This is a genomic window from Lentzea cavernae, from assembly GCF_014653695.1.
GTDB classification, from domain to species: Bacteria; Actinomycetota; Actinomycetes; order Mycobacteriales; family Pseudonocardiaceae; genus Lentzea; species Lentzea cavernae.
In genome coordinates, this window is sequence record NZ_BNAR01000004.1 from 348,160 (window position 1) to 365,969 (window position 17,810).

16 protein-coding genes are annotated in these 17,810 nt (G+C 71.1%); 10 read left to right on the plus strand and 6 right to left on the minus strand.

Features of this window, described 5'->3' with window-relative positions; genetic code table 11:
• Positions 1-21 precede the first annotated feature (21 nt).
• Both IE307_RS15620 and IE307_RS15625 read left to right on the plus strand, forming a co-directional pair.
• Positions 22-1,563, plus strand: a complete 1,542-nt coding sequence (locus IE307_RS15620) for an acyl-CoA carboxylase subunit beta (RefSeq protein ID WP_191298979.1) — start codon at positions 22-24, stop codon at positions 1,561-1,563.
• The gene (locus IE307_RS15625; RefSeq protein WP_191298666.1) at positions 1,560-2,201 is read left to right on the plus strand and encodes a maleylpyruvate isomerase N-terminal domain-containing protein; all 642 of its coding nucleotides are present in this window, start codon (positions 1,560-1,562) and stop codon (positions 2,199-2,201) included. Before IE307_RS15620 ends, IE307_RS15625 begins: the two co-directional genes overlap by 4 nt.
• Here IE307_RS15625 and IE307_RS15630 read toward each other — a convergent pair.
• Complete coding sequence (locus tag IE307_RS15630) at positions 2,182-2,847, minus strand: TetR/AcrR family transcriptional regulator (RefSeq protein WP_191298667.1); 666 nt, start codon at positions 2,845-2,847, stop codon at positions 2,182-2,184. The genes IE307_RS15625 and IE307_RS15630 overlap by 20 nt on opposite strands.
• An 82-nt stretch (positions 2,848-2,929) precedes the next feature.
• Between IE307_RS15630 and IE307_RS15635 the strand changes: the two genes are divergently transcribed.
• The 5 genes from IE307_RS15635 to IE307_RS15655 all read left to right on the plus strand — a co-directional run bounded on the left by IE307_RS15635 (position 2,930) and on the right by IE307_RS15655 (position 6,526).
• The gene (locus IE307_RS15635; protein WP_191298668.1) at positions 2,930-3,943 is read left to right on the plus strand and encodes a carotenoid oxygenase family protein; all 1,014 of its coding nucleotides are present in this window, start codon (positions 2,930-2,932) and stop codon (positions 3,941-3,943) included.
• A gap of 76 nt (positions 3,944-4,019) precedes the next feature.
• Positions 4,020-4,376: a P-loop NTPase family protein gene (locus IE307_RS15640; protein WP_191298669.1), complete on the plus strand. Its 357-nt coding sequence runs from the start codon at positions 4,020-4,022 to the stop codon at positions 4,374-4,376.
• Positions 4,373-5,254: a WXG100 family type VII secretion target gene (locus tag IE307_RS15645; protein WP_191298670.1), complete on the plus strand. Its 882-nt coding sequence runs from the start codon at positions 4,373-4,375 to the stop codon at positions 5,252-5,254. Before IE307_RS15640 ends, IE307_RS15645 begins: the two co-directional genes overlap by 4 nt.
• Positions 5,251-5,694: a hypothetical protein gene (locus IE307_RS15650; protein ID WP_191298671.1), complete on the plus strand. Its 444-nt coding sequence runs from the start codon at positions 5,251-5,253 to the stop codon at positions 5,692-5,694. Before IE307_RS15645 ends, IE307_RS15650 begins: the two co-directional genes overlap by 4 nt.
• A gap of 142 nt (positions 5,695-5,836) precedes the next feature.
• The gene (locus IE307_RS15655) at positions 5,837-6,526 is read left to right on the plus strand and encodes an SAM-dependent methyltransferase (RefSeq protein WP_229904736.1); all 690 of its coding nucleotides are present in this window, start codon (positions 5,837-5,839) and stop codon (positions 6,524-6,526) included.
• Here the strand turns inward: IE307_RS15655 and IE307_RS15660 are convergent.
• A complete protein-coding gene (locus tag IE307_RS15660) occupies positions 6,516-7,550 on the minus strand; it encodes a zinc-dependent alcohol dehydrogenase family protein (RefSeq protein WP_191298673.1) in 1,035 nt (344 codons plus the stop codon). The genes IE307_RS15655 and IE307_RS15660 overlap by 11 nt on opposite strands.
• A 138-nt stretch (positions 7,551-7,688) precedes the next feature.
• Between IE307_RS15660 and IE307_RS15665 the strand changes: the two genes are divergently transcribed.
• Together IE307_RS15665 and IE307_RS15670 are read left to right on the plus strand one after the other, a co-directional pair.
• Positions 7,689-8,324, plus strand: coding sequence for a TetR/AcrR family transcriptional regulator (locus IE307_RS15665; protein ID WP_191298674.1), 636 nt, complete (start codon positions 7,689-7,691; stop codon positions 8,322-8,324).
• A 14-nt stretch (positions 8,325-8,338) separates the two neighbouring features.
• Positions 8,339-9,784: an MFS transporter gene (locus IE307_RS15670; protein WP_191298675.1), complete on the plus strand. Its 1,446-nt coding sequence runs from the start codon at positions 8,339-8,341 to the stop codon at positions 9,782-9,784.
• Here the strand turns inward: IE307_RS15670 and IE307_RS46745 are convergent.
• Together IE307_RS46745 and IE307_RS15685 are read right to left on the minus strand one after the other, a co-directional pair.
• Positions 9,781-13,155, minus strand: coding sequence for an NAD(P)-binding domain-containing protein (locus IE307_RS46745; RefSeq protein ID WP_229904737.1), 3,375 nt, complete (start codon positions 13,153-13,155; stop codon positions 9,781-9,783). The genes IE307_RS15670 and IE307_RS46745 overlap by 4 nt on opposite strands.
• 106 nt (positions 13,156-13,261) lie before the next feature.
• The gene (locus IE307_RS15685) at positions 13,262-14,152 is read right to left on the minus strand and encodes a helix-turn-helix domain-containing protein (protein WP_191298677.1); all 891 of its coding nucleotides are present in this window, start codon (positions 14,150-14,152) and stop codon (positions 13,262-13,264) included.
• A 130-nt stretch (positions 14,153-14,282) separates the two neighbouring features.
• On the opposite strand from IE307_RS15685, the gene IE307_RS15690 reads away from it, so the two are divergent.
• Positions 14,283-14,774 (plus strand): SRPBCC family protein, encoded by a 492-nt coding sequence (locus IE307_RS15690; protein WP_229904738.1) that lies wholly within the window; start codon positions 14,283-14,285, stop codon positions 14,772-14,774.
• Between the two features lie 7 nt (positions 14,775-14,781).
• On the opposite strand, the gene IE307_RS15695 is transcribed toward IE307_RS15690, so the two are convergent.
• Both IE307_RS15695 and tsrT read right to left on the minus strand, forming a co-directional pair.
• Positions 14,782-16,119: an FAD-binding oxidoreductase gene (locus tag IE307_RS15695; RefSeq protein WP_191298678.1), complete on the minus strand. Its 1,338-nt coding sequence runs from the start codon at positions 16,117-16,119 to the stop codon at positions 14,782-14,784.
• Positions 16,116-17,801 carry a tryptophan 2-C-methyltransferase gene (tsrT, locus tag IE307_RS15700; protein ID WP_191298679.1) on the minus strand — a complete coding sequence of 562 codons (1,686 nt, stop codon included), beginning with the start codon at positions 17,799-17,801 and terminating at the stop codon, positions 16,116-16,118. The genes IE307_RS15695 and tsrT overlap by 4 nt, the downstream gene beginning before the upstream one ends.
• Positions 17,802-17,810 lie beyond the last annotated feature (9 nt).

Below are 17,810 nucleotides of genomic sequence, written 5' to 3' on the forward strand. Positions count from 1 at the left end.
CCCGCGCCGGAACCGCGCTCGATGCGGTCGGTGCTGGACGAGTCCGACCGGCTGCGGTCTCGGATCGTGGCGGGGGACGAGAACGCCGTCGCCCGCCAGCACGCGCTCGGCAAGCACACCGCCCGCGAACGGCTCGACCTGCTGCTCGACCCCGGCTCGTTCACCGAGGTCGACCTGTACCGGCGGCACCAGGCGCGGGGCATGAAGATCTCGGAGAACCGGCCGCACACCGACGGCGTGGTCGCGGGTTCGGGCACCATCGACGGGCGCCGGGTCTTCGTCTACGCCCAGGACTTCTCGGTGTTCGGCGGGTCCCTCGGCGTGGCGCACGCCTCGAAGATCCACAAGGTGATGGACCTGGCGATCTCCACCGGGTGCCCGCTGATCGGGCTGAACGACAGCGGCGGCGCCCGCATCCAGGAGGGCGTCATGGCCCTCGACGCCTACGGCGGCATCTTCCGCCGGCACGTGGCGGCGTCCGGGATCATCCCGCAGATCAGCGTGGTGATCGGCCCCTGCGCGGGCGGCGCCGCCTACTCCCCCGCGCTGACCGACTTCACGTTCATGGTGCGCGGCACGGCGAAGATGTACCTGACCGGACCGGACGTCGTCGCGGCCGTCAACGGCGAGGTGGTGACGCACGAGGAACTCGGCGGCGCGGACGTGCACGGCAGCCAGTCCGGCGTCGCGACCTTCGTGCACGACGACGAGGAGACCTGCCTCGCCGACGTGCGGTACCTCGTGTCGTTGTTGCCCGCCAACAACCTCGACAGTCCGCCCTCCGACGGCCCGGTCGGCGCCACGACCGACGAACGGCCGCACCTCGCCCAGCTCGTGCCGGTGGAACCCACCAAGCCGTACGACATGCGCTCGGTCGTCGCCGAGGTGGTGGACGACGGCGAGTTCATCGAGGTGCACGAGCACTGGGCGGGCAACGTGATCTGCGCGCTGGGCCGCGTCGACGGCCGGCCGGTGGGCCTCGTGGGCAACCAGCCGCTGGTGCTCGCCGGCGTGCTCGACTCGGCCGCGGCGCAGAAGGCGGCGCGGTTCGTGAGGTTCTGCGACGCCTTCAACATCCCGCTGGTCACGCTCGTCGACGTGCCCGGATTCCTGCCCGGCACCGCGCAGGAGCAGGGCGGCGCGATCCGGCACGGCGCGAAGCTGCTCTACGCCTACTGCGAGGCCACCGTGCCGCGCATCCAGGTCATCATCCGCAAGGCGTACGGCGGCGCGTACATCGTGATGGACTCCCGCTCGATCGGCTCGGACCTGTCCCTGGCCTGGCCCACCAACGAGATCGCGGTCATGGGGGCCGAAGGCGCGGTGAACGTGCTGTTCCGCAAGGAGCTGACCGCGGCGGCCGACCCGGTGACGTTGCGGGCGGAACTGATCGCCGAGTACTCGGAGCAGCTCATGCACCCGCACTACGCCGCCGAACGCGGTCTGGTCGACGACGTCATCGACCCGGCGCAGACGCGGGCGGCGATCGCCCGCGGCCTGGAGATGATGGGTACCAAACGCGCCGCCGCACCGGCCCGCAAGCACGGGAACGTGCCGCTGTGAACGCGCCGGACCACCTGCTGTACCGGCAGGTCCGCCTCGGCATCGGCGCGCTGGCGACGAGACAGGTCGCCGCCGCGCCGGTGCCGGCGTGTCCGGAGTGGACGGTGACGGACCTGGTGGCGCACCTCGCGGAGGTGGCGGGCAACGTGGCGGCACGGCTGGGATCGCCCACCGGTCGAGCTTCGCGATGTCAGGCCGACATCGACCTCGCGCTGACGGAGTGGGGGCACGTTTCCCAGGTCCTCGAACCGTTGGTGGAGCGAGAAGGTCCGCGCTCGGCCGGGCGGATGGTGATGGACGCGTTCACCCACCTGCTCGACCTGCACGCCGCCCTGGACCTCCCGGTGGACCCCGGCCACCCCGCCTACCCCAGCACGCTGACCTTGCTCGCGGGCGGCTTCTCCGCGGCCGTGCGGGCGCACGACCTGCCGGCGTTGCGGATCGAGAGCCCGGTCGCCACGTGGACGGCGGGCGACGGCCCGGTCGTCCGCACTCTGCGGGCCGGAACCCACGACCTGCACCGCACCCTGTCCGGACGGCGGTCGCACACCGAGATCGCCGCCCTGGACTGGGACGGCCCGCACGAACCGTGGCTGCCCGCCTTCACCTGGGGCCCGTTCATCCCGCCTGCGCGGTGAGCTCGCGCTCGATGCGGCGCCGTGACGCCCGCACGGACCGTGCCGCCGCGTCCGGTCGATCGCCCGCGCCCACCATCAGTGCGACGAGTTGAGGGTCGAACAGCGCCTCGCCGTCGAGCGGCGCCGCCAGGTACCCGCCCAGTTCCAGGGTGACGAGGCCGTGCGTGGCCATCCACATCTGGTGAGCGACGTGTGCGACGTCGGCGTCCGCGAACCGGCCTGCCGCAACGCAGTTCGCCACGCACTCGACGACGCTCGTCAGGGTGTACCGGCCGTGCTGGCGGTCGTCGTCGGTCAGGGAGAACCCGCTGAGCGACGCGCCTCCGAACATCACGCTGTACAGGTGCGGGTTCGCCAGCGCGTTCATCCGGTACGCCCGCCCGAGCAACGCCATGTCGGCGACCGGGTCGAACGTCGAGCGCACGGCGGTGAGGTGGCCCTGCAGCCGCTGGAAGCCCTCGTGCACCATCTGCCGCACCAGGCCGCTCATCCCGCCGAAGTAGGTGTAGACGGCCATCGTCGACGTGCCGGCCTCCGCGGTGATCCGCCGTGTCGAGAGCGCCTGGGGGCCTTCGGTGGCGAGCAGCGCGGCGGCGATCTCGATGAGGGCGGTGTGCGTGCGCGGGTCCGTTCGGCGTGGGCTCACCTTTGACATTGTTGCATAACAGCGATATGTTTAGTACAACGCTGTTATGCAATGGCCGAACGCACTGGTCGGAGGTGCGCCCGTGGAAGCACTCCTCGTCGAGGGTGAGCTGCCCGCGAACCTGCACGGCAGGTTCCTGCAGTCCGTCCCGCATCCCGCGCACGGCACCGACCCGGTCTCCATCACCGGCGTCCGGCTCTCCGGCGGCACCGCGGCCTGGCACCGCGCCCAGGCGGACCTCTCGTTGCTGGGCACGGTCCCCACGCTCGCCCCGGCGGTGCGCGACGGTCTCCGCATCGCCCGTCCGGTGCAGGACCCCCGCACCGGCGAGTGGCACACGATCGCGACCAGGCCGGGATCCCCGCTCGCCGAGCACGTGACGATGAGCGCCGCGGGCGCTGTCCGCCGCGGCCGTTGTTTCGTGCTCAGCGGTCCCGCGCGCATCGACACGGTCGCGCTGACCCCGGACCACGTCGTCGTCTTCGACCTCTCCGTGGAGCACGACCGCGCCACCGAGCTCATCGGCCTGCGCGCGCCCTTCGCCTGGCGGCCCGCCAAGCAGGCGAGGATCGGCCTGCTGCCGCGCCGTTCCCGCGGCAACCCCGTGTGGTTCCCCGTGTCGCCGTGCTTCGTGCCGGACGCGGTCAACGCCTTCGAGGACGGTCCCGAGGTCGTCGTCGACGCGCTGCGGCAGACCTCCCCCGCCGGACCGCGGGACCTGACGCGCTGGACCCTCGACCCGGGCACGGGCAGCGCGAGCGAAGAACTCCTGCTGAGCGCGGACTCCGCCGTCGTGTCCGCGCCCGAGCACGGCCGCCGGCACCGCAGCGTGTTCGGAACCCTGGGCACCGCGGTGTTCCGGCACGACCCGCGCACCTCCGCCACCCACGACTTCGGCCCCGGTCACCGGCTCGGCCAGCCCGCGATCGCCGGTGACTGGCTCGTCGTCCCGGTGCACCGCGGCGCTTCGAGCGACCTGGCCGTCTTCGACACCGCCGACCTGGCCGCCGGCCCGCGTTCCGTCGTCCGGCTCCCCGTCACCGTGCCTGTCTCCACCCGCACCACCTGGCAGCCGCTCGTCGAACCGGCTCGCTGAGACGAGGCCGTGATTCGGGTTGCCTATGCAGCCGAATGCGCCGCAACCCGGAATCACGGCCAGGCGTCTGACCGCCATGGGAGAGAAGTTCCACGTCGTGCCGGACGAACTGCGCGGCTACAGCGGACTGCTCGAACGCCAGGCAGAGCACTTCCTGGCGATCCGGGAGCACGCGATCTTCAAGGGTGGGGACACGTCCGGGTTCACCGGGCTGCTGTCGCTGCTCGACCCCGTGGTCATCGGGGTCGCGCAGCTCTACGGCGAGACGCTCGAAGCGGCGAACCAGAAGATGAGCCAGGACGCCGAGGCGTTGGTCAAGTCGGCCCTCGCCTACGAGAAGGCCGACGAGGTGGGGGTCTGCCTGATCGACACCGCGGGCGGCAGGGCGGAACCGCCGTCGTGGCTGGAGCGGTTCCTGGGGGTGGGGCAGTGACCGCCGGGGTCTCCAACGGCTACCAGGACATCGAGGATCCGAATGTCGCGCTGCGGGCCACGCCCGACGACCGGCCCGGCCGGCAGACCGTCAAGGAGCTGATCGAGGCCGCCGGGTGGAAGATCCAGGGCGTCAACTGGATCTACCAGCAGGTCACCGGCGACGACCTGGTGCGCGACCTGGTCATGCCGCTGGCGGGCGACTTCGAGAAGATCGACGCGAACGCCGCCGCGTGGGACCGGGTCGCCAAAGCGCTCGACAACGTGCGGCACAACGTGAACAACGGCATCGGGGAGCTCTCCCCGAGCTGGGACGGCGGCGCCGCGCAGAGCTTCGAGAACCGCATGAGCCGCACGTGGACCACGGCGATCGAGTGGGACTCGCAGGTCGCGAAGTTCATCGGCGACCGGTTCAAGAACATGGCGAGCTCCTGCCGGTCGGCCGCGAAGCTCGCGCTGACCCTGCTCGACAAGATCTGCGACAAGCTGATGAAGGCCGCGATGACCGCGTGGATCCCGGTCGTCGGCTGGGGCCGTGCCGTGTGGATGGTCTACGACGTGGTCAACATCGTCGACCAGGTGCGCAAGCTCATCCAGTCCATGCAGACGCTCATCGAGGGCGTCAAGGGCATGATCAACGGCATCAAGCTCATGGGCACCGCGCTCTCCAGGATCCCCGACGTGCGCGACGTCAACGACTTCTTCGACGTCGTCGACACGTGGCAGGACGGCAAGGAGAAGCTGGGCGACGGCGTGTCCGCGGTGGGCAGCGGCGCGTGGGGCGTGGCCAAGAGCGGCTACAAGGCGCGCGGCAAGTACCAGGACGCGGCGAAGGAAGAGCGCTGGGCGGACGACAAGAGCTCGGGCGGTGGGGAATGACGTTCCCGTACGACAGCGCGCGCCAGCAGTTGCAGGCGTGGCAACAAGATCTCGACGCCAAGGGCGTGCAACTGCAGAAGGTCGCTCAGGAGGCGTCGAGGGTGCAGACCCGCGGCGCCGACCTGTCCCCCGCGGACATCGCCGAGATCGAGAAGTTCGCCCGGTCGAAGGACGCGCCGAACGCGCTGAAGGACCTGCAGCGCAAGGTCGACTCGGGCGCGCTGTCCTGGCGGGACATCGCCTCCGGCAACGCCGTCGGCGACCCCGACGTGCAGCGAGCGATGCAGACCAGCATGCCGTCGCTGAAACGGGCCTACACGGCGATCAAGGAGGGCCAGGACCTCGACGAGGTCGTCGCGGCGGGTCAGCAACGGCCCCGGCGGTCGCGCGACGACTTCGACGACGACGCGCCCAGCGACTTCACGGAGGACGCCTTCTAGACGGTTGGTCCCCGAGTGATCGCAGGCGAACACCTGCGACACAAGATCCAGACTCTGCTAGACAGCGTTGGTGGACCGACGTGAACTCAGCGCTCTCGCGCACGCAGACCATCCGATTTCGGCTCCACTGAGCGACAGCACAGTGGAGCACCTCCTGCGCCGGGCCATCCGAGGAGAGGACGATCACCTGCTCGACCTGGGCTGCGGCGACGGCACCTGGTTGCTGCGCGCGCTGCAAGCGCACGACGGCGTGACGGCTGTCGGCGTCGACATCTCGGGTGCGGGCTTCGACCACGTCCTCGGCGAGGCGGCCCGGCTCGGTCTGGGAGATCGGCTCGAACTGCGCCGTCAGGACGTCGCCGAGTACCGGTCGGTCAGGAAGGCGGACCTGGTGCTCAGCGTGGGATCCGCCTACGCGTACGGCGGGCTGCTCCCCACGCTGAACGCCGCTCGAGAGCACCTCGCCGAGGACGGGATGCTCCTGCTCGGCGACTGCTTCTGGGAGCACGAGCCCGACGCCGCCGTCCGAGCACAACAGGAGAGCGGCCCGCAGAAGTACGCGGACCTCCCGACCACTGTGGCCCAGGTCGTCGCCGACGGGTGGACACCGGTCTACGGGTACACCAGCACCATCGCGGAGTGGGACGAGTACGAGTGGTGCTGGACCGGCACCCTCGCCCAGTGGGCCCTCGACAACCCCGGGCACCCCGGCAGCGACCTCGCCCTCCGGATGTCAGCGGAGCACCGCGACAGCTGGCTGGGCGGCTACCGCGGATTCCTCGGGTTCGTCGTTCTCCTGCTGCGGCGCACACCCGCCCCGGTCAAGGCGTGATGAGGACCTTCAGCGCGGTCCGGTCGGCCATCGCCTGGTAGCCCGAGGCGATGTCGTCCAGCGTCATGGTGCTGTCGAACACGCGGCCGGGCTCGACGCGGCCTTCGAGGACGTCGGGCAGCAGTTCCTCGATGTAGGCGCGGGCGGGGGCGACGCCACCGGTGAGGGTGATGTTGCGGAAGAACTCGCCGAAGCCCGCGGGCACGTCCGGGTACTGCGGCACGCCGACGCGGCTGACGGAGCCGCCGTTGCGCACGATGCCGAACGCGGTCTCGATCGCGGGCTTGAGGCCGACGCACTCCAGCACGGCGTGGGTGCCGTCGCCGCCGGTGAGCTCGCGCACCCGCTCGACGCCCTCCTCACCGCGTTCGGCTACGACGTCGGTGGCGCCGAACGCGCGGCCGAGGTCGGTGCGGTCGGTGTGGCGGCCCATCAGGATGATCTGCTCGGCTCCCAGCCGCTTGGCCGCGAGCACCGCGCAGAGCCCGACGGCGCCGTCGCCGATCACGGTGACGGTGGTGCGGGGGCCGACGCCGGCGGTGACGGCGCAGTGGTGACCGGTCGGGAACACGTCGGACAGGGTCAGCAGCGACGGCAGCAGCGCGGCGTCCTCGCCGACGGGCAGCTTGACCAGCGTGCCCGCGGCCTGCGGCACCCGCACGGCCTCGCCCTGGCCGCCGTCGACGTTCGCCGCGCCCCACGACCCGCCGTGCCGGCACGAGGTCTGCAGGCCCTCCTGGCAGAAGTCGCAGGTGTTGTCCGCCCACACGAACGGCGCCACCACCACGTCGCCCGCCTTCAGGCCGGTGACGTCGGCGCCGGTCTCCTCGACCACGCCGAGGAACTCGTGGCCGATCCGGTCGCCGTGCTCCTTCGCGGGCTTGGACTGGTAGGGCCACAGGTCGCTCCCGCAGACGCACGAGCGGAGCACGCGCACGATCGCATCGGTCGGTTCGATCAGCTTGGGGTCCGGCACGGTCTCCACCCGGACGTCACCGGCACCGTAGATCAGCGTCGCTTTCATGAGCCTCTTCCCGTCGTGGTCTGCTGGCGGCTTCCCTGGCCGGCCGGCGCCAAACGCCGCCTCGCGCGTGCGGTCTGACCTATCCTGCTGGCCAGAAGCCCGGCGCGGCGCCGGGCACGGCCGGCCGGAGCTCCACGAATGACGCGCAGCAGGACGCCAGAAGGCACCAGGGGACGCATCCTCGAGACCGCCGAGCGCATGTTCGCCGAGCACGGCGTCTTCTCCGTCTCCAACCGGCAGATCAGCGACGAGGCGGGCCTCGGCAACAACACGGCGGTCAGCTACCACTTCGGCAGCAAGGCCGAACTCGTCCGGGCCATCTACCTGCGGCACAGCGCGCCGATGGAGGTCCTGCGCGAGAAGGCGCTGGACGAGCACGCCGGCAGCACCGACCTGCGCGACTGGCTGGGCTGCGTGGTCCGGCCGTTCACCGGCCACCTGGCGTCCCTCGGGCGCAACAGCTGGTACGCCCGCTTCGCCGCCCAGCTCACGACGGAGCCGAAGCTGCGCGAGCTCGGCCTGGTCGACGTGGGTCAGACCTCGCTGCAACGCACGATCACGGCCGCGCTGCACCGCTGCCTTCCCGATCTGGCACCCGCTGTGCGCGCCGAACGCGACGAGATGGCCAGGACGTTGATCGTCCACATGTGCGCCCGGCGGGAGGCGGACCTGCCCGAGGACAGCGCGGAGATGTGGGACGCCACCGCGACCGGGCTGGTCGACGCGCTCGCGGGCCTGTACCTGGCCCCGGCCACGTTTAAATCAATCAATTGACTTAGTCTGGCCGCATGAGCACGAGCACCGCACCGTCGCGGCGGAGCGTCCTGAAGTCACTCACCGGCCTGCTGCTCGCCCTGTTCGTCTCCACGCTGAGCAGCACCGTCGTGGCCACGGCGCTCCCCGGGATGATGGGCGACCTGCACGGCTCCCCCACCCAGTACACCTGGGTGGTCACGGCCACGCTGCTCACCACGACCGTCACGACCCCGATCTGGGGCAAGCTCGCCGACCTCTTCGACAAGAAGACGCTCGTCCAGGCCGCCACGGTGGTGTTCCTCGCCGGGTCGGTCGCGTCCGGTCTGGCACAGGACGGGGGCCAGCTCATCGCCGCGCGCGCCCTGCAGGGCGTCGGGGTCGGCGGCGTGCAGGCCCTGGTCCAGATCGCGATCGGCGCGATGATCCCGCCCCGCGAGCGCGGCAAGTACGCGGGTTACCTGAGCAGCGTGACGGCGCTGTCCACGATCGGCGGGCCGTTGCTGGGCGGGTTCCTCGTCGACACGTCGTGGCTCGGCTGGTGCTGGTGCTTCTTCGCCGGAGTGCCGTTCGGGCTCGCGGCCCTGGTGATGCTGCAGCTCACGTTGCGGCTCCCGTTGTCGCGCAAGGAGAACGTCCGCATCGACTACTGGGGAGCCTCGCTGCTCACCGCCGGCGTCAGCGTCCTGCTGATCTGGATCTCGTTCGTCGGCGACGCGTTCGCGTGGGCCTCCTGGCAGACCGCGGCCATGGTCGGGGGCAGCGCGGCGCTGCTCGGTCTCGCGGCGTGGGTGGAGACCAGGGTCGCGGAGCCGATCGTGCCGCCCGGCATCGTCACGCGGCGCACGACCGCCCTCGCGATCCTCGGCAGTCTCGCCGCGGGCACGGCCATGTTCGGCGCCGCGGTGTTCCTCAGCCAGTACTTCCAGCTCAGCCGCGGCCACACGCCGACGGAGGCGGGCGTGCTCACCATCCCCATGATGGCGGGCATCCTGATCTCGTCCGTCGTGGCGGGGCGCCTGCTCAGCCGCACCGGCCGGATCAAGCCCTACCTCGTCACCGGTTCCGCGCTCCTGGCCGCCGGGTTCGCCTGCCTCGGGTTCCTCGACCAGCACACACCGCTGGTGCTCGTCGCGCTGCCGATGCTGCTCGTCGGCGCGGGCGTCGGCATGACCCTGCAGAACTTCGTCCTCGTGGTGCAGAACGCCGTCCCGCTCGCCGACATCGGCGCCGCCAGCGCGACCGTGTCGTTCTTCCGGTCGCTCGGCGGCACCATCGGCGTCACCGTCCTGGGCGCCGTGCTCGCCCGTCAGGTGGCAGGCCACACCGCGGCGGGACTCCCGGTCCCCGCCGCCTACGGTGAGGCGGCCGGGACCGTCTTCGCGATCTCGGCCGGTGTCGCGCTGCTCGGCGTCGTCGCCGCGGTGCTGCTCGAGCCGGTGTCGCTGCGCACGAGCCTCGACGTGTCCAAAGAGGACTAACGGCGCAGGTGCAGCACGCTGCCCTCGCCGTTCGCCGAGACGTAGAGCGAACCGTCCGGCCCCACCGCGACCCCGGCGAACGGCGCCGGCACCGAGGCGCCGTGCCCCCGCGGCTCCGGCTGGACTCGGGTGAGGCCGGGAGGCAGTCCGACCGCGAGTCCTTCGGCCTCGACCCGTTGTCCGCCGGTGACGAGGTCGATCGCGAGCAGGCGCCGGGTCCCGGTCTCCACGACGAACAGCTCGTCGCCGCTCACCGCGATGCCCTGCGGCCCTTCCAGCCCCTCCGCCACGGGTACGAGGCCGCCGTCGTCGACGCGCACGACCACACCACGTTCCTCGTCGCTGACGTAGCAACGGTCTTCCGCGTCGAGGGCGACGTCGACCGGGGAGTGCAGACCTTCGGCGAGAACGGTGACACCGTTCTCCTCGTTGATGCCCACCACCCGGCCGGAGCCGGTCTCCGCCACCACGAGCACGCCGTCGGACCGCGACGCGACACCGCCCGGCCGGGCCAGGTTCTCCGCCCGCGTCCGGAACACGCGGTGCTCCGGGTCGTAGGTGCGCACCGCCCCTGACTGCGAGGTGATGTGCACGCGGCCGCCGGGGTCGGTCGCGACGCCGTGGCTCGACGCCAGCAGCTCGCGGGTGTGCGCTTCGCCGCCGTCCACGGTCGCGAGTCGGAAGTTGTCCGCCGCGTACACGGTGCCGGCGCGGTCGACCGCCACGCCGTACGGGCCGACGAGCCCCTTCGGCACGATCACGCGTGCGCGTCCGTCGGGAGCGAGCTCCGCGATGCCGCCCGCCGCGAAGCTGGAGACGAACATCCGGTTCTCCGCGTCGAACGCGGCGTTGTCCATTCCGGACAGTTCGCCGGGCACGACGGTGCGCCTGCCGGAGCCGAGGTCGATCCGGGTGACGATGCCTTCCTCGCCGCGCGACACCACCGTCAGCTGCCCGGCGAGGTCGAAACGCACCGCCACGGGCTGGTGGACGTCCCGCGCGACGAGTTCCGGCGGGCCGCCGTCCGGGGAGACGCGGTGCACCTCGTTGGTCACCATGTGCGGGTAGTAGAGGTGGCCGTCGGGGCCGAGCTGCATCGCGTTGCCCAGCGCGAGCCCTTCGGCCAGCACGACGGGCTCGCCGCCGCCGGGGAACAGTTCGAGCACCCGGCCGCCCATGCGCATCTCGTTGACGAACAACCGGTCGCCGGCGCACGCGATCCCGTTGGGCTGCACCACGTCGTCGGAGACGAGGGTGAACTCACCCTGCGGGCTGCGCCGCCAGACCCGTCCGGGCACGAGGTCGGTGATGTGCATCGACCCGTCGGCGCCGAAGGCCAGGTCGTCCGGCGACTGCACCGGGCCGTCCAGGTCCACCACGGTCTCGACCTCGCCGGAGCCGAGGTCCACCGCGCTGATCCGGCCGGCCACGAACTGCGCGACGTGGAGCCGCCCGTCCGGACCGAACGCCACCCCGTTCGAGCCGAACAGCGGACTCGGCGGGGTGAGCCGCGCGATCGTCCTGCCGGAGCGCGGGAATCCGGTCTCGCCGTAGCGGCTGTCAGTGCGCATCGCCGAGCACCTCGTTGATCTCGTCGCCCGCGCGCCACTCGCGCAGCAGCCGGTGGAAGGCGGCGGGCCGGGACCGTAGGTCAGCCGGGGACCGCGTGCCTTCCCCTCGCCGTTGTAGTAGCCGGGGGTGCAGTCGACGTCGTAGCGGCCGCGGTCCGGCGAGCTCGCGCTGACCGTCTCCACCCAGGCCCGTTCGGCCTCCGCGGTCGGTTCCACGCACTTCACCCCACGCCTGCGGGCCTGGGCGACGACCTCCCCGATGTGGACGGCCTGCTCGTCCAGCACGTGCGTGAAGTTCACGGAGGGCGCGTTCTGCAGCGCCCCGAGGTGGAAGAGGTTCGGGAAACCGTTGGTGCACAGGCCGTGCAGCGTCCGCACACCACCGGTTGCCCACGACTGCAGCAGTCCGGTGCCGTCCCTGCCGTGAACCGGCAGGCGGCCGGTCATCACGTCGGACATCCCGACCGCGAAACCGGTGGCGAAGATGATGCAGTCGACCTCGTGCTCGACACCACCGACGACGATCGCGTTCCCGGTGATCCGCTCCACACCGCCGTGGTCGGCCGTGTCGACCACGGTCACGTTGGGACGGTTGAACGTCTGGAGGTACTCGTCGCTGAACGTCGGGCGCTTGCAGCCGTAGCGGTACCAGGGCTTGAGCAGCTCCGCCGTCGCCGGGTCCTCGACGACCTCGTCCACGCGGGCGCGCAGCGCGTTCATCTTCTCGAAGTCGAGGAGCTCCTCGATCCGTTCCCACTCCCCCGGCTCCAGGTGCGCGTTCACGTCCGTCGGGACGATCTTCCCGAGCAGCCGGCCGCTCGCCGTCCACGCGTCGTCGACCAGGTCCACGTCCTCGCGGTGCCCCGTCACGAACTGCTGGAAGTTCTCCCGCCGCCGTGCCTGCCAGCCGGGTTCGAGCGACGCGGCCCACTCCGGGTCAGTGGGGCGGTTCCCCCGCACGTCCACCGACGAGGGCGTGCGCTGGAAGACGTAGAGGTGCTCGGCGTCGCGCCCCACGTGCGGCACCACCTGGATCGCGGTGGCCCCGGTGCCGATCACCGCGACGCGCTTGTCCGCCAGCCCGGTCAGGCCGCCGTTCGCGTCACCGCCGGTGTAGCCGTAGTCCCAGCGGCTGGTGTGGAACGTGTGCCCGGCGAAGTCCTCGATGCCGGGAACGCGCGGCAGCTTGGGGTGGTCGAGCGTGCCGTTGGACACCACCACGTACGTCGCGCGCACCTCGTCGTCGCGGTCCGTGCGCACGACCCACTCGCCGTCGTCCCACCGCAGGTCTCGCACACCGGTCTGGAAGAACGCGTCGGCGTACAGGTCGAACCGGCGACCGATCGCCATCGCGTGCTGCCGGATCTCCTCGCCCGGTGAGTACTTCCACCGCGGGACGTACCCGACCTCCTCCAGCAGCGGCAGGTAGACGTAGGACTCGACGTCGCAGTGGATGCCCGGATACCGGTTCCAGTACCAGGTGCCGCCGAAGTCGCCCGCCTTCTCGATGACCCGGATGCGCGCGAGCCCCGCCTGCCGCAGCCGGGCGCCCGCCAGCAGCCCGCCGAACCCGCCGCCGATGACGACCGCGTCCACCCTGTCGCGGACCGGTTCCCTGGTGAAGCCGGGCTCCACGTACGGGTCCGCGGCGTAGTAGCCGAACTCCGCCTCCGCGCGCTGGTACTGCGCGGCGCCGTCCGGCCGCACCCGCCGGTCCAGTTCCCGCCGGTAGCGCTCACGCAGTGCCTCGGGGTCGAAACCCAGCTCGTCAGGGATCCCCGTGGGGTCGAGTGCCGACATGCCCGCCCTCTTCTCCGGGGCGTCTCATGATGACGCCCACTTTAAATCAATCGACTGATTTAAAGTACACGGAGTGATGGGTCGCCTGCCGTGCGCGTCCGGACGCTCAGCGGCGCTCGCTCGGCGGACGGGTGACCAGCGGGGAGTCCTCCGACGCCTCACCGACGCTGATGCCGAGCAGGGCCAGTGCGACGTGCGACGGCGAGCCGGCCGGTGCGGTGGCGAGCACCACGTTCGGTCCCGTCCCGTTGTTCAGGGTCTGCTGGGTGACGGTCAGCGGGCCGACCAGCGGATGCCTCATCTCGTAGACGGCCGTGGCGCACGCCTTGACGCGGTGATCGGCCCACATCGAGGCGAACTCCGCGCTCTTCGCGCTCAGCTCCCCGACGAGTTCGTGCAACGCGATGTCGTCCGGGTACCGCCCCGCCATCAGGCGCAGGTTGCCCACCGCCGCCCTGGCCTTGGAGGGCCAGTCCGCGTACAGCTCGCGGACGTGCGGGTCGAGGAACAGCAGCCGGGCCATGTTCGGGCGCCGGGGCTCCCCCACGGAGTCGAAGGCGAGGTGCCCGGCGAACAGGGCGTGCCCCAGCACGTTCCACGCCAGGACGTCGCTGCGGCGGCCGAGCACGATCGCGGGAACGCCGGTCAGCGCGTCGAGCAGCTGACCGGTCGCCTCCGGGACGCGTTCGGCGGCCGGCCTGCGCGCGCGGGACTGCCTGACCGGGGTGGCCAGGGTGTGCAGGTGCTGCCGCTCGGCGTCGTCCAGGCGCAGGGCGGTGGCGAGCGCGTCCAGCACCTCGGGCGAGGCGGTGGCCGAATGCCCCTGCTCGAGCCGGGTGTAGTACGAGCTGCTCACACCGGCCAGGCGGGCGAGCTCCTCCCGCCGCAGGCCCGGCACGCGCCGTCGTTCGCCATAGGTCGGCACGCCGACGTCCTCGGGACGCAGCTGCGAGCGTCGCGTCTTGAGGAAGTCCCCGAGGCGTGCCGTTTCGACCATGGAACCGAGTATGGGCCGGACCTCATCTCGTTGCGTGTCCCTGTCGGGGATACGCAGAGCCGGGAGTGGTGCGGGCCGGTGCCGGCCGGTGGACTGGGTTCCGACCGGAACAGCCCGACAAGGAGCCCTCGTGAGCACCGACACCCAGACGCTCGACCCGACCGACTTCGCCTTCACCCGTCACGCGTGGGTCGACGCCACTCCCGCCACCGTCTACCGCCTCGTCAGCGACGTCTCCTCGATCAGCCGGTGGAGTCCCAACGCGAGTGACGTCGCCTTCGACGAGGGTTTCGGGCCTGAGGCCGGTGCGTGGTTCAGCGGCCGCAACCGCAAGGACGGCAACGAGTGGACCACCCGCTCGCAGGTGGTGAGAGCCGAACCGGACGCCGCCTTCGCCTACGTGGTCGGCGGAGCGCGGGACGGCATCGTCGAGTGGAGCTGGACCATCCGCCCCCAGGGCCGCGGGTCCGTGGCACAGCAGTCGTGGCGGCTGCTGCGCATGGACCCGGTCCTCGGGAGCACCCTGGCGGAGGTGAGCGCCCTGCGCGACTACATGGCCGCCAGCGCCGAAGCCACGCTCGCCGCGCTCGCCGAATGGGTCGCCGACAACCCGCGGCGGTGACGGCGGTTCAGATCGCCTGGGAGAACTGGAAGAAGCGGTCCGGGTCGTACTTGCCCTTCACCTCCACCAGCCGGGCGTGGTTAGGTCCGTGGTAGGCCTGCCGCCAGTCCGGCAGGTCCGGGTCGGTGAAGTTCAGGTACGACGCGTTCGCGGTGTGCGGGCCGATGTCCTCGTGCACCGCCCTGAGCCATTCGAGGTTGTCGCGCACCACCCGCGGGCTGTCCGACGAGGTCCACGACGTGTCGAGCGACACCAGGAACAGCGCGTCGCGGTGCGGGAACGCCGTCTCGGTCACGCCCACCGCGCCGATCGCACCGCCCCAGCCGAACAGGGCCGCGCCGCCGCCGTCCGGGTTGGAGCTGCCCGGCCACTTCGAGACGGCCGTGACGAGCGTCCGCACCGCTTCTTCGGGCAGGGGAACGGAAGTCGTGCGGGTGCGGCCGGCGAACGCACCACCGGCCGTCTCGTGGTGCACGTACTCCACCGCTTCCCAGTACGTGCGGTCCTCGATGTCGCACCGGAACGGACGCGTGCCGGTCAGCGGGCCGAGCAACGCGCGCAGCTCGTCGGCCGTGCCGAGGTGCCAGCCGATCAGGGACACGACACCGTTGCTGGTCACGCCGACGCGCAACGACAACGCGTCCGGCGCGGTGCGCTGGACCTCCTGTGCCAGCAGGACCACGTCGACCGCGCGGTCCTGCTCCCACAGCAGCAGGCAGGTCGCGCTGTCCACCACCGGACGCGCCTGGAACGTGAACGAGGTGTTGACGCCGAAGTTGCCGCCGCCACCGCCCCGGCACGCCCAGAACAGGTCGGGGTGCGAGTCGGCCGAGCACGTCACGGTGGTGCCGTCGGCGAGAACGACGTCCGTGCTGACGAGCGAGTCGCACGTCAGCCCGAACGCCCGCGACACCGCCGACACTCCCCCGCCCAGGGTGAGGCCGCCGATGGCGACCTCGTCGGCGTTGCCCAGAGGGAACGCGATGTCGTGCGGCCGCAACGCCTCGTACAGCGCGCGCATCCGCGTGCCGCCGCCGACCGTGACCAGCGACGTCGAGGGGTCGACGTGCACGGAGTCGAGGCCGCGCAGGTCCAGCACCAGGCCCGCGTTGACGGACGTTCCCGCGTAGCTGTGGCCGCCGCCGCGGGCGACGAGCGGCACGTCGTGCTCCCGCGCCCACGTGATCGCGGCGCCCACGTCGTCAGCGCTGGCGACGGACAGCACGGCTTCCGGGACGACGTCGGAATGGCGTTCGTTGAACGGTTTGCTGCCCGGCGTGAACCCGTCGTCGCCCGGCAGCAGCACCCGGCCGCGGACCTGGTCCGCGAGACTGGCGAACGTCACCCCACGACCCCCGCCAGCTGGGCCTCGCGCAGGATCTCCTCGCGTTCCCGCCAGTGCGACCAGAACGCGCCCTTGTAGCCCAGGCTCGTCAGGCCGATGAGGAACGGGTTGTCGGCGTAGTTGTTCTCCGACTCGCTCATGCCCGCGAGGGTCGGCAGCATCACGCGGTGGTGGTCGGACGGGTCGACCAGCGACCACAGGTACTCCACCGTGCGCGACCAACGACCGTTCGGGTCGGTGTTCGTGCCCGCGTCCTCCAGCAGGTCCGGGGAGAAGTAGCAGAGGAGCCGGAACTCGCCCCGTTCGTCGAACATGAACTGCCGCTCGTACTCCACGAGACCGGAGCACATCGACAACGGCTTCAGCACGATCGGCCCGGTCGCGGTGTTCGACTGCAGACCCGGCATCGTGCGGACGCCGGCGCACTGCTCCGCCATCGCGATGCCGAGCGGGTGGTGCGGGAAGAGCCGCAGCCCCAGCGAGAACGCGGTCACCGTCGCGTCCAGCGCCATGAACGCGTCCACGCAGTCGCGCATGGTCTCCCAGGTCTCGCCCGGCATGGCGAACAACGCCTCGACCATGGTCTTCATCCCGCGCTCGCGGCACAGCCGCACGAGCTGCTCGGTGTCGGCGAAGGTGTAGTACGTCTTGCCCTTGCCGGTGACCTTCCAGTTCGCGAGCACGTCCGCGCGGACGTGGTCGCTGCCGACGTTCACGCCCCGGCACCCCGCCGCGGCCAGCAGGTCGGCGAACTCCTCGTCGAACGGCGAGGGCTGGCAGTACACCCACAGGCGCAGGTCGTTCAACGGGTTGGCGGCACTGGCGTGCTTGCGCCGCACGATCTCGCGCAGCACGTTCTTCGCGTGCGAGATCGACAGGTTGAACTCGCTGTCGGTGGTGTGCTGGTCGAGGATCCCCTGCGCCGCAAGCGACTGCATCTCGTCCACGACCGCGGCGACGTCACGGCGTGCGACGGCACCGCCCTTGGCGTCCGGTTCGACGCAGTGCGCGCACCGGTACACGCAGCCGGACTTGGTCAGGATGCCCGCGAGACCACCGCGCTTGTAGTACTCGCCGTTGTCCACTTTGTACTTGTCGCCGGATCTTCGGACGTACGTGCCGGTGCCGTCCAGCTGCCAGGTCTTGACGACGGTCGGGCCGACGAGCAACGACGGCATGAGCGCCGCCGACGTGCGGACGATCCCCTCCGGGGTGTTGCGGATCAGACCGTCCACAGTGGCCACGTCCCGGCCCGTCGCCAGCGCGTCGGCCAGGTCGGCGACGATCACCTCGCCCGGCCCCTTCACGCCGTAGTCGACGCCGAAGTAGTCGACGAGAGCGAACGGCATCGTGGAGAACCCGATGCCGCCCGCGACGAGCGGCGCGTCGGTGAGCCGGGTGATCTCGGTGATGATCTCCTTGTGCTCGCCGACGAAAGGGCGTTGCTCGAAGGCGTACACGGTGTCGGTGTTGCGGACCGTGATGCCGACCAGCATCGGTTCGCGCGTCGTGAAGTACTCCGTCAGGAACGTCTTCCAGTCGTCGCGGTGGAACGTCAGGTCCACCACCTCGACCTCGAAGCCCGCGTTCTCCAGCGACGTGGTCAGCACGTCGAGCGCGTACGGCGCGATCGGCGGGTGCACCTTGTTCGGGTTGACGAGTGTTACCAGGCCTCTGTTCATCGAATCTCC

Coding starts and splice junctions, on each gene's coding strand:
- IE307_RS15685 (WP_191298677.1), bottom strand. CDS start 14,152: ATGGTCGAAACGGCACGCCTCGGGGACTTCCTCAAGACGCGACGCTCG.
- IE307_RS15650 (WP_191298671.1), top strand. CDS start 5,251: ATGACGTTCCCGTACGACAGCGCGCGCCAGCAGTTGCAGGCGTGGCAA.
- tsrT (WP_191298679.1), bottom strand. CDS start 17,801: ATGAACAGAGGCCTGGTAACACTCGTCAACCCGAACAAGGTGCACCCG.
- IE307_RS15660 (WP_191298673.1), bottom strand. CDS start 7,550: ATGAAAGCGACGCTGATCTACGGTGCCGGTGACGTCCGGGTGGAGACC.
- IE307_RS15670 (WP_191298675.1), top strand. CDS start 8,339: ATGAGCACGAGCACCGCACCGTCGCGGCGGAGCGTCCTGAAGTCACTC.
- IE307_RS15620 (WP_191298979.1), top strand. CDS start 22: ATGCGGTCGGTGCTGGACGAGTCCGACCGGCTGCGGTCTCGGATCGTG.
- IE307_RS15640 (WP_191298669.1), top strand. CDS start 4,020: ATGGGAGAGAAGTTCCACGTCGTGCCGGACGAACTGCGCGGCTACAGC.
- IE307_RS15665 (WP_191298674.1), top strand. CDS start 7,689: ATGACGCGCAGCAGGACGCCAGAAGGCACCAGGGGACGCATCCTCGAG.
- IE307_RS46745 (WP_229904737.1), bottom strand. CDS start 13,155: ATGTCGGCACTCGACCCCACGGGGATCCCTGACGAGCTGGGTTTCGAC.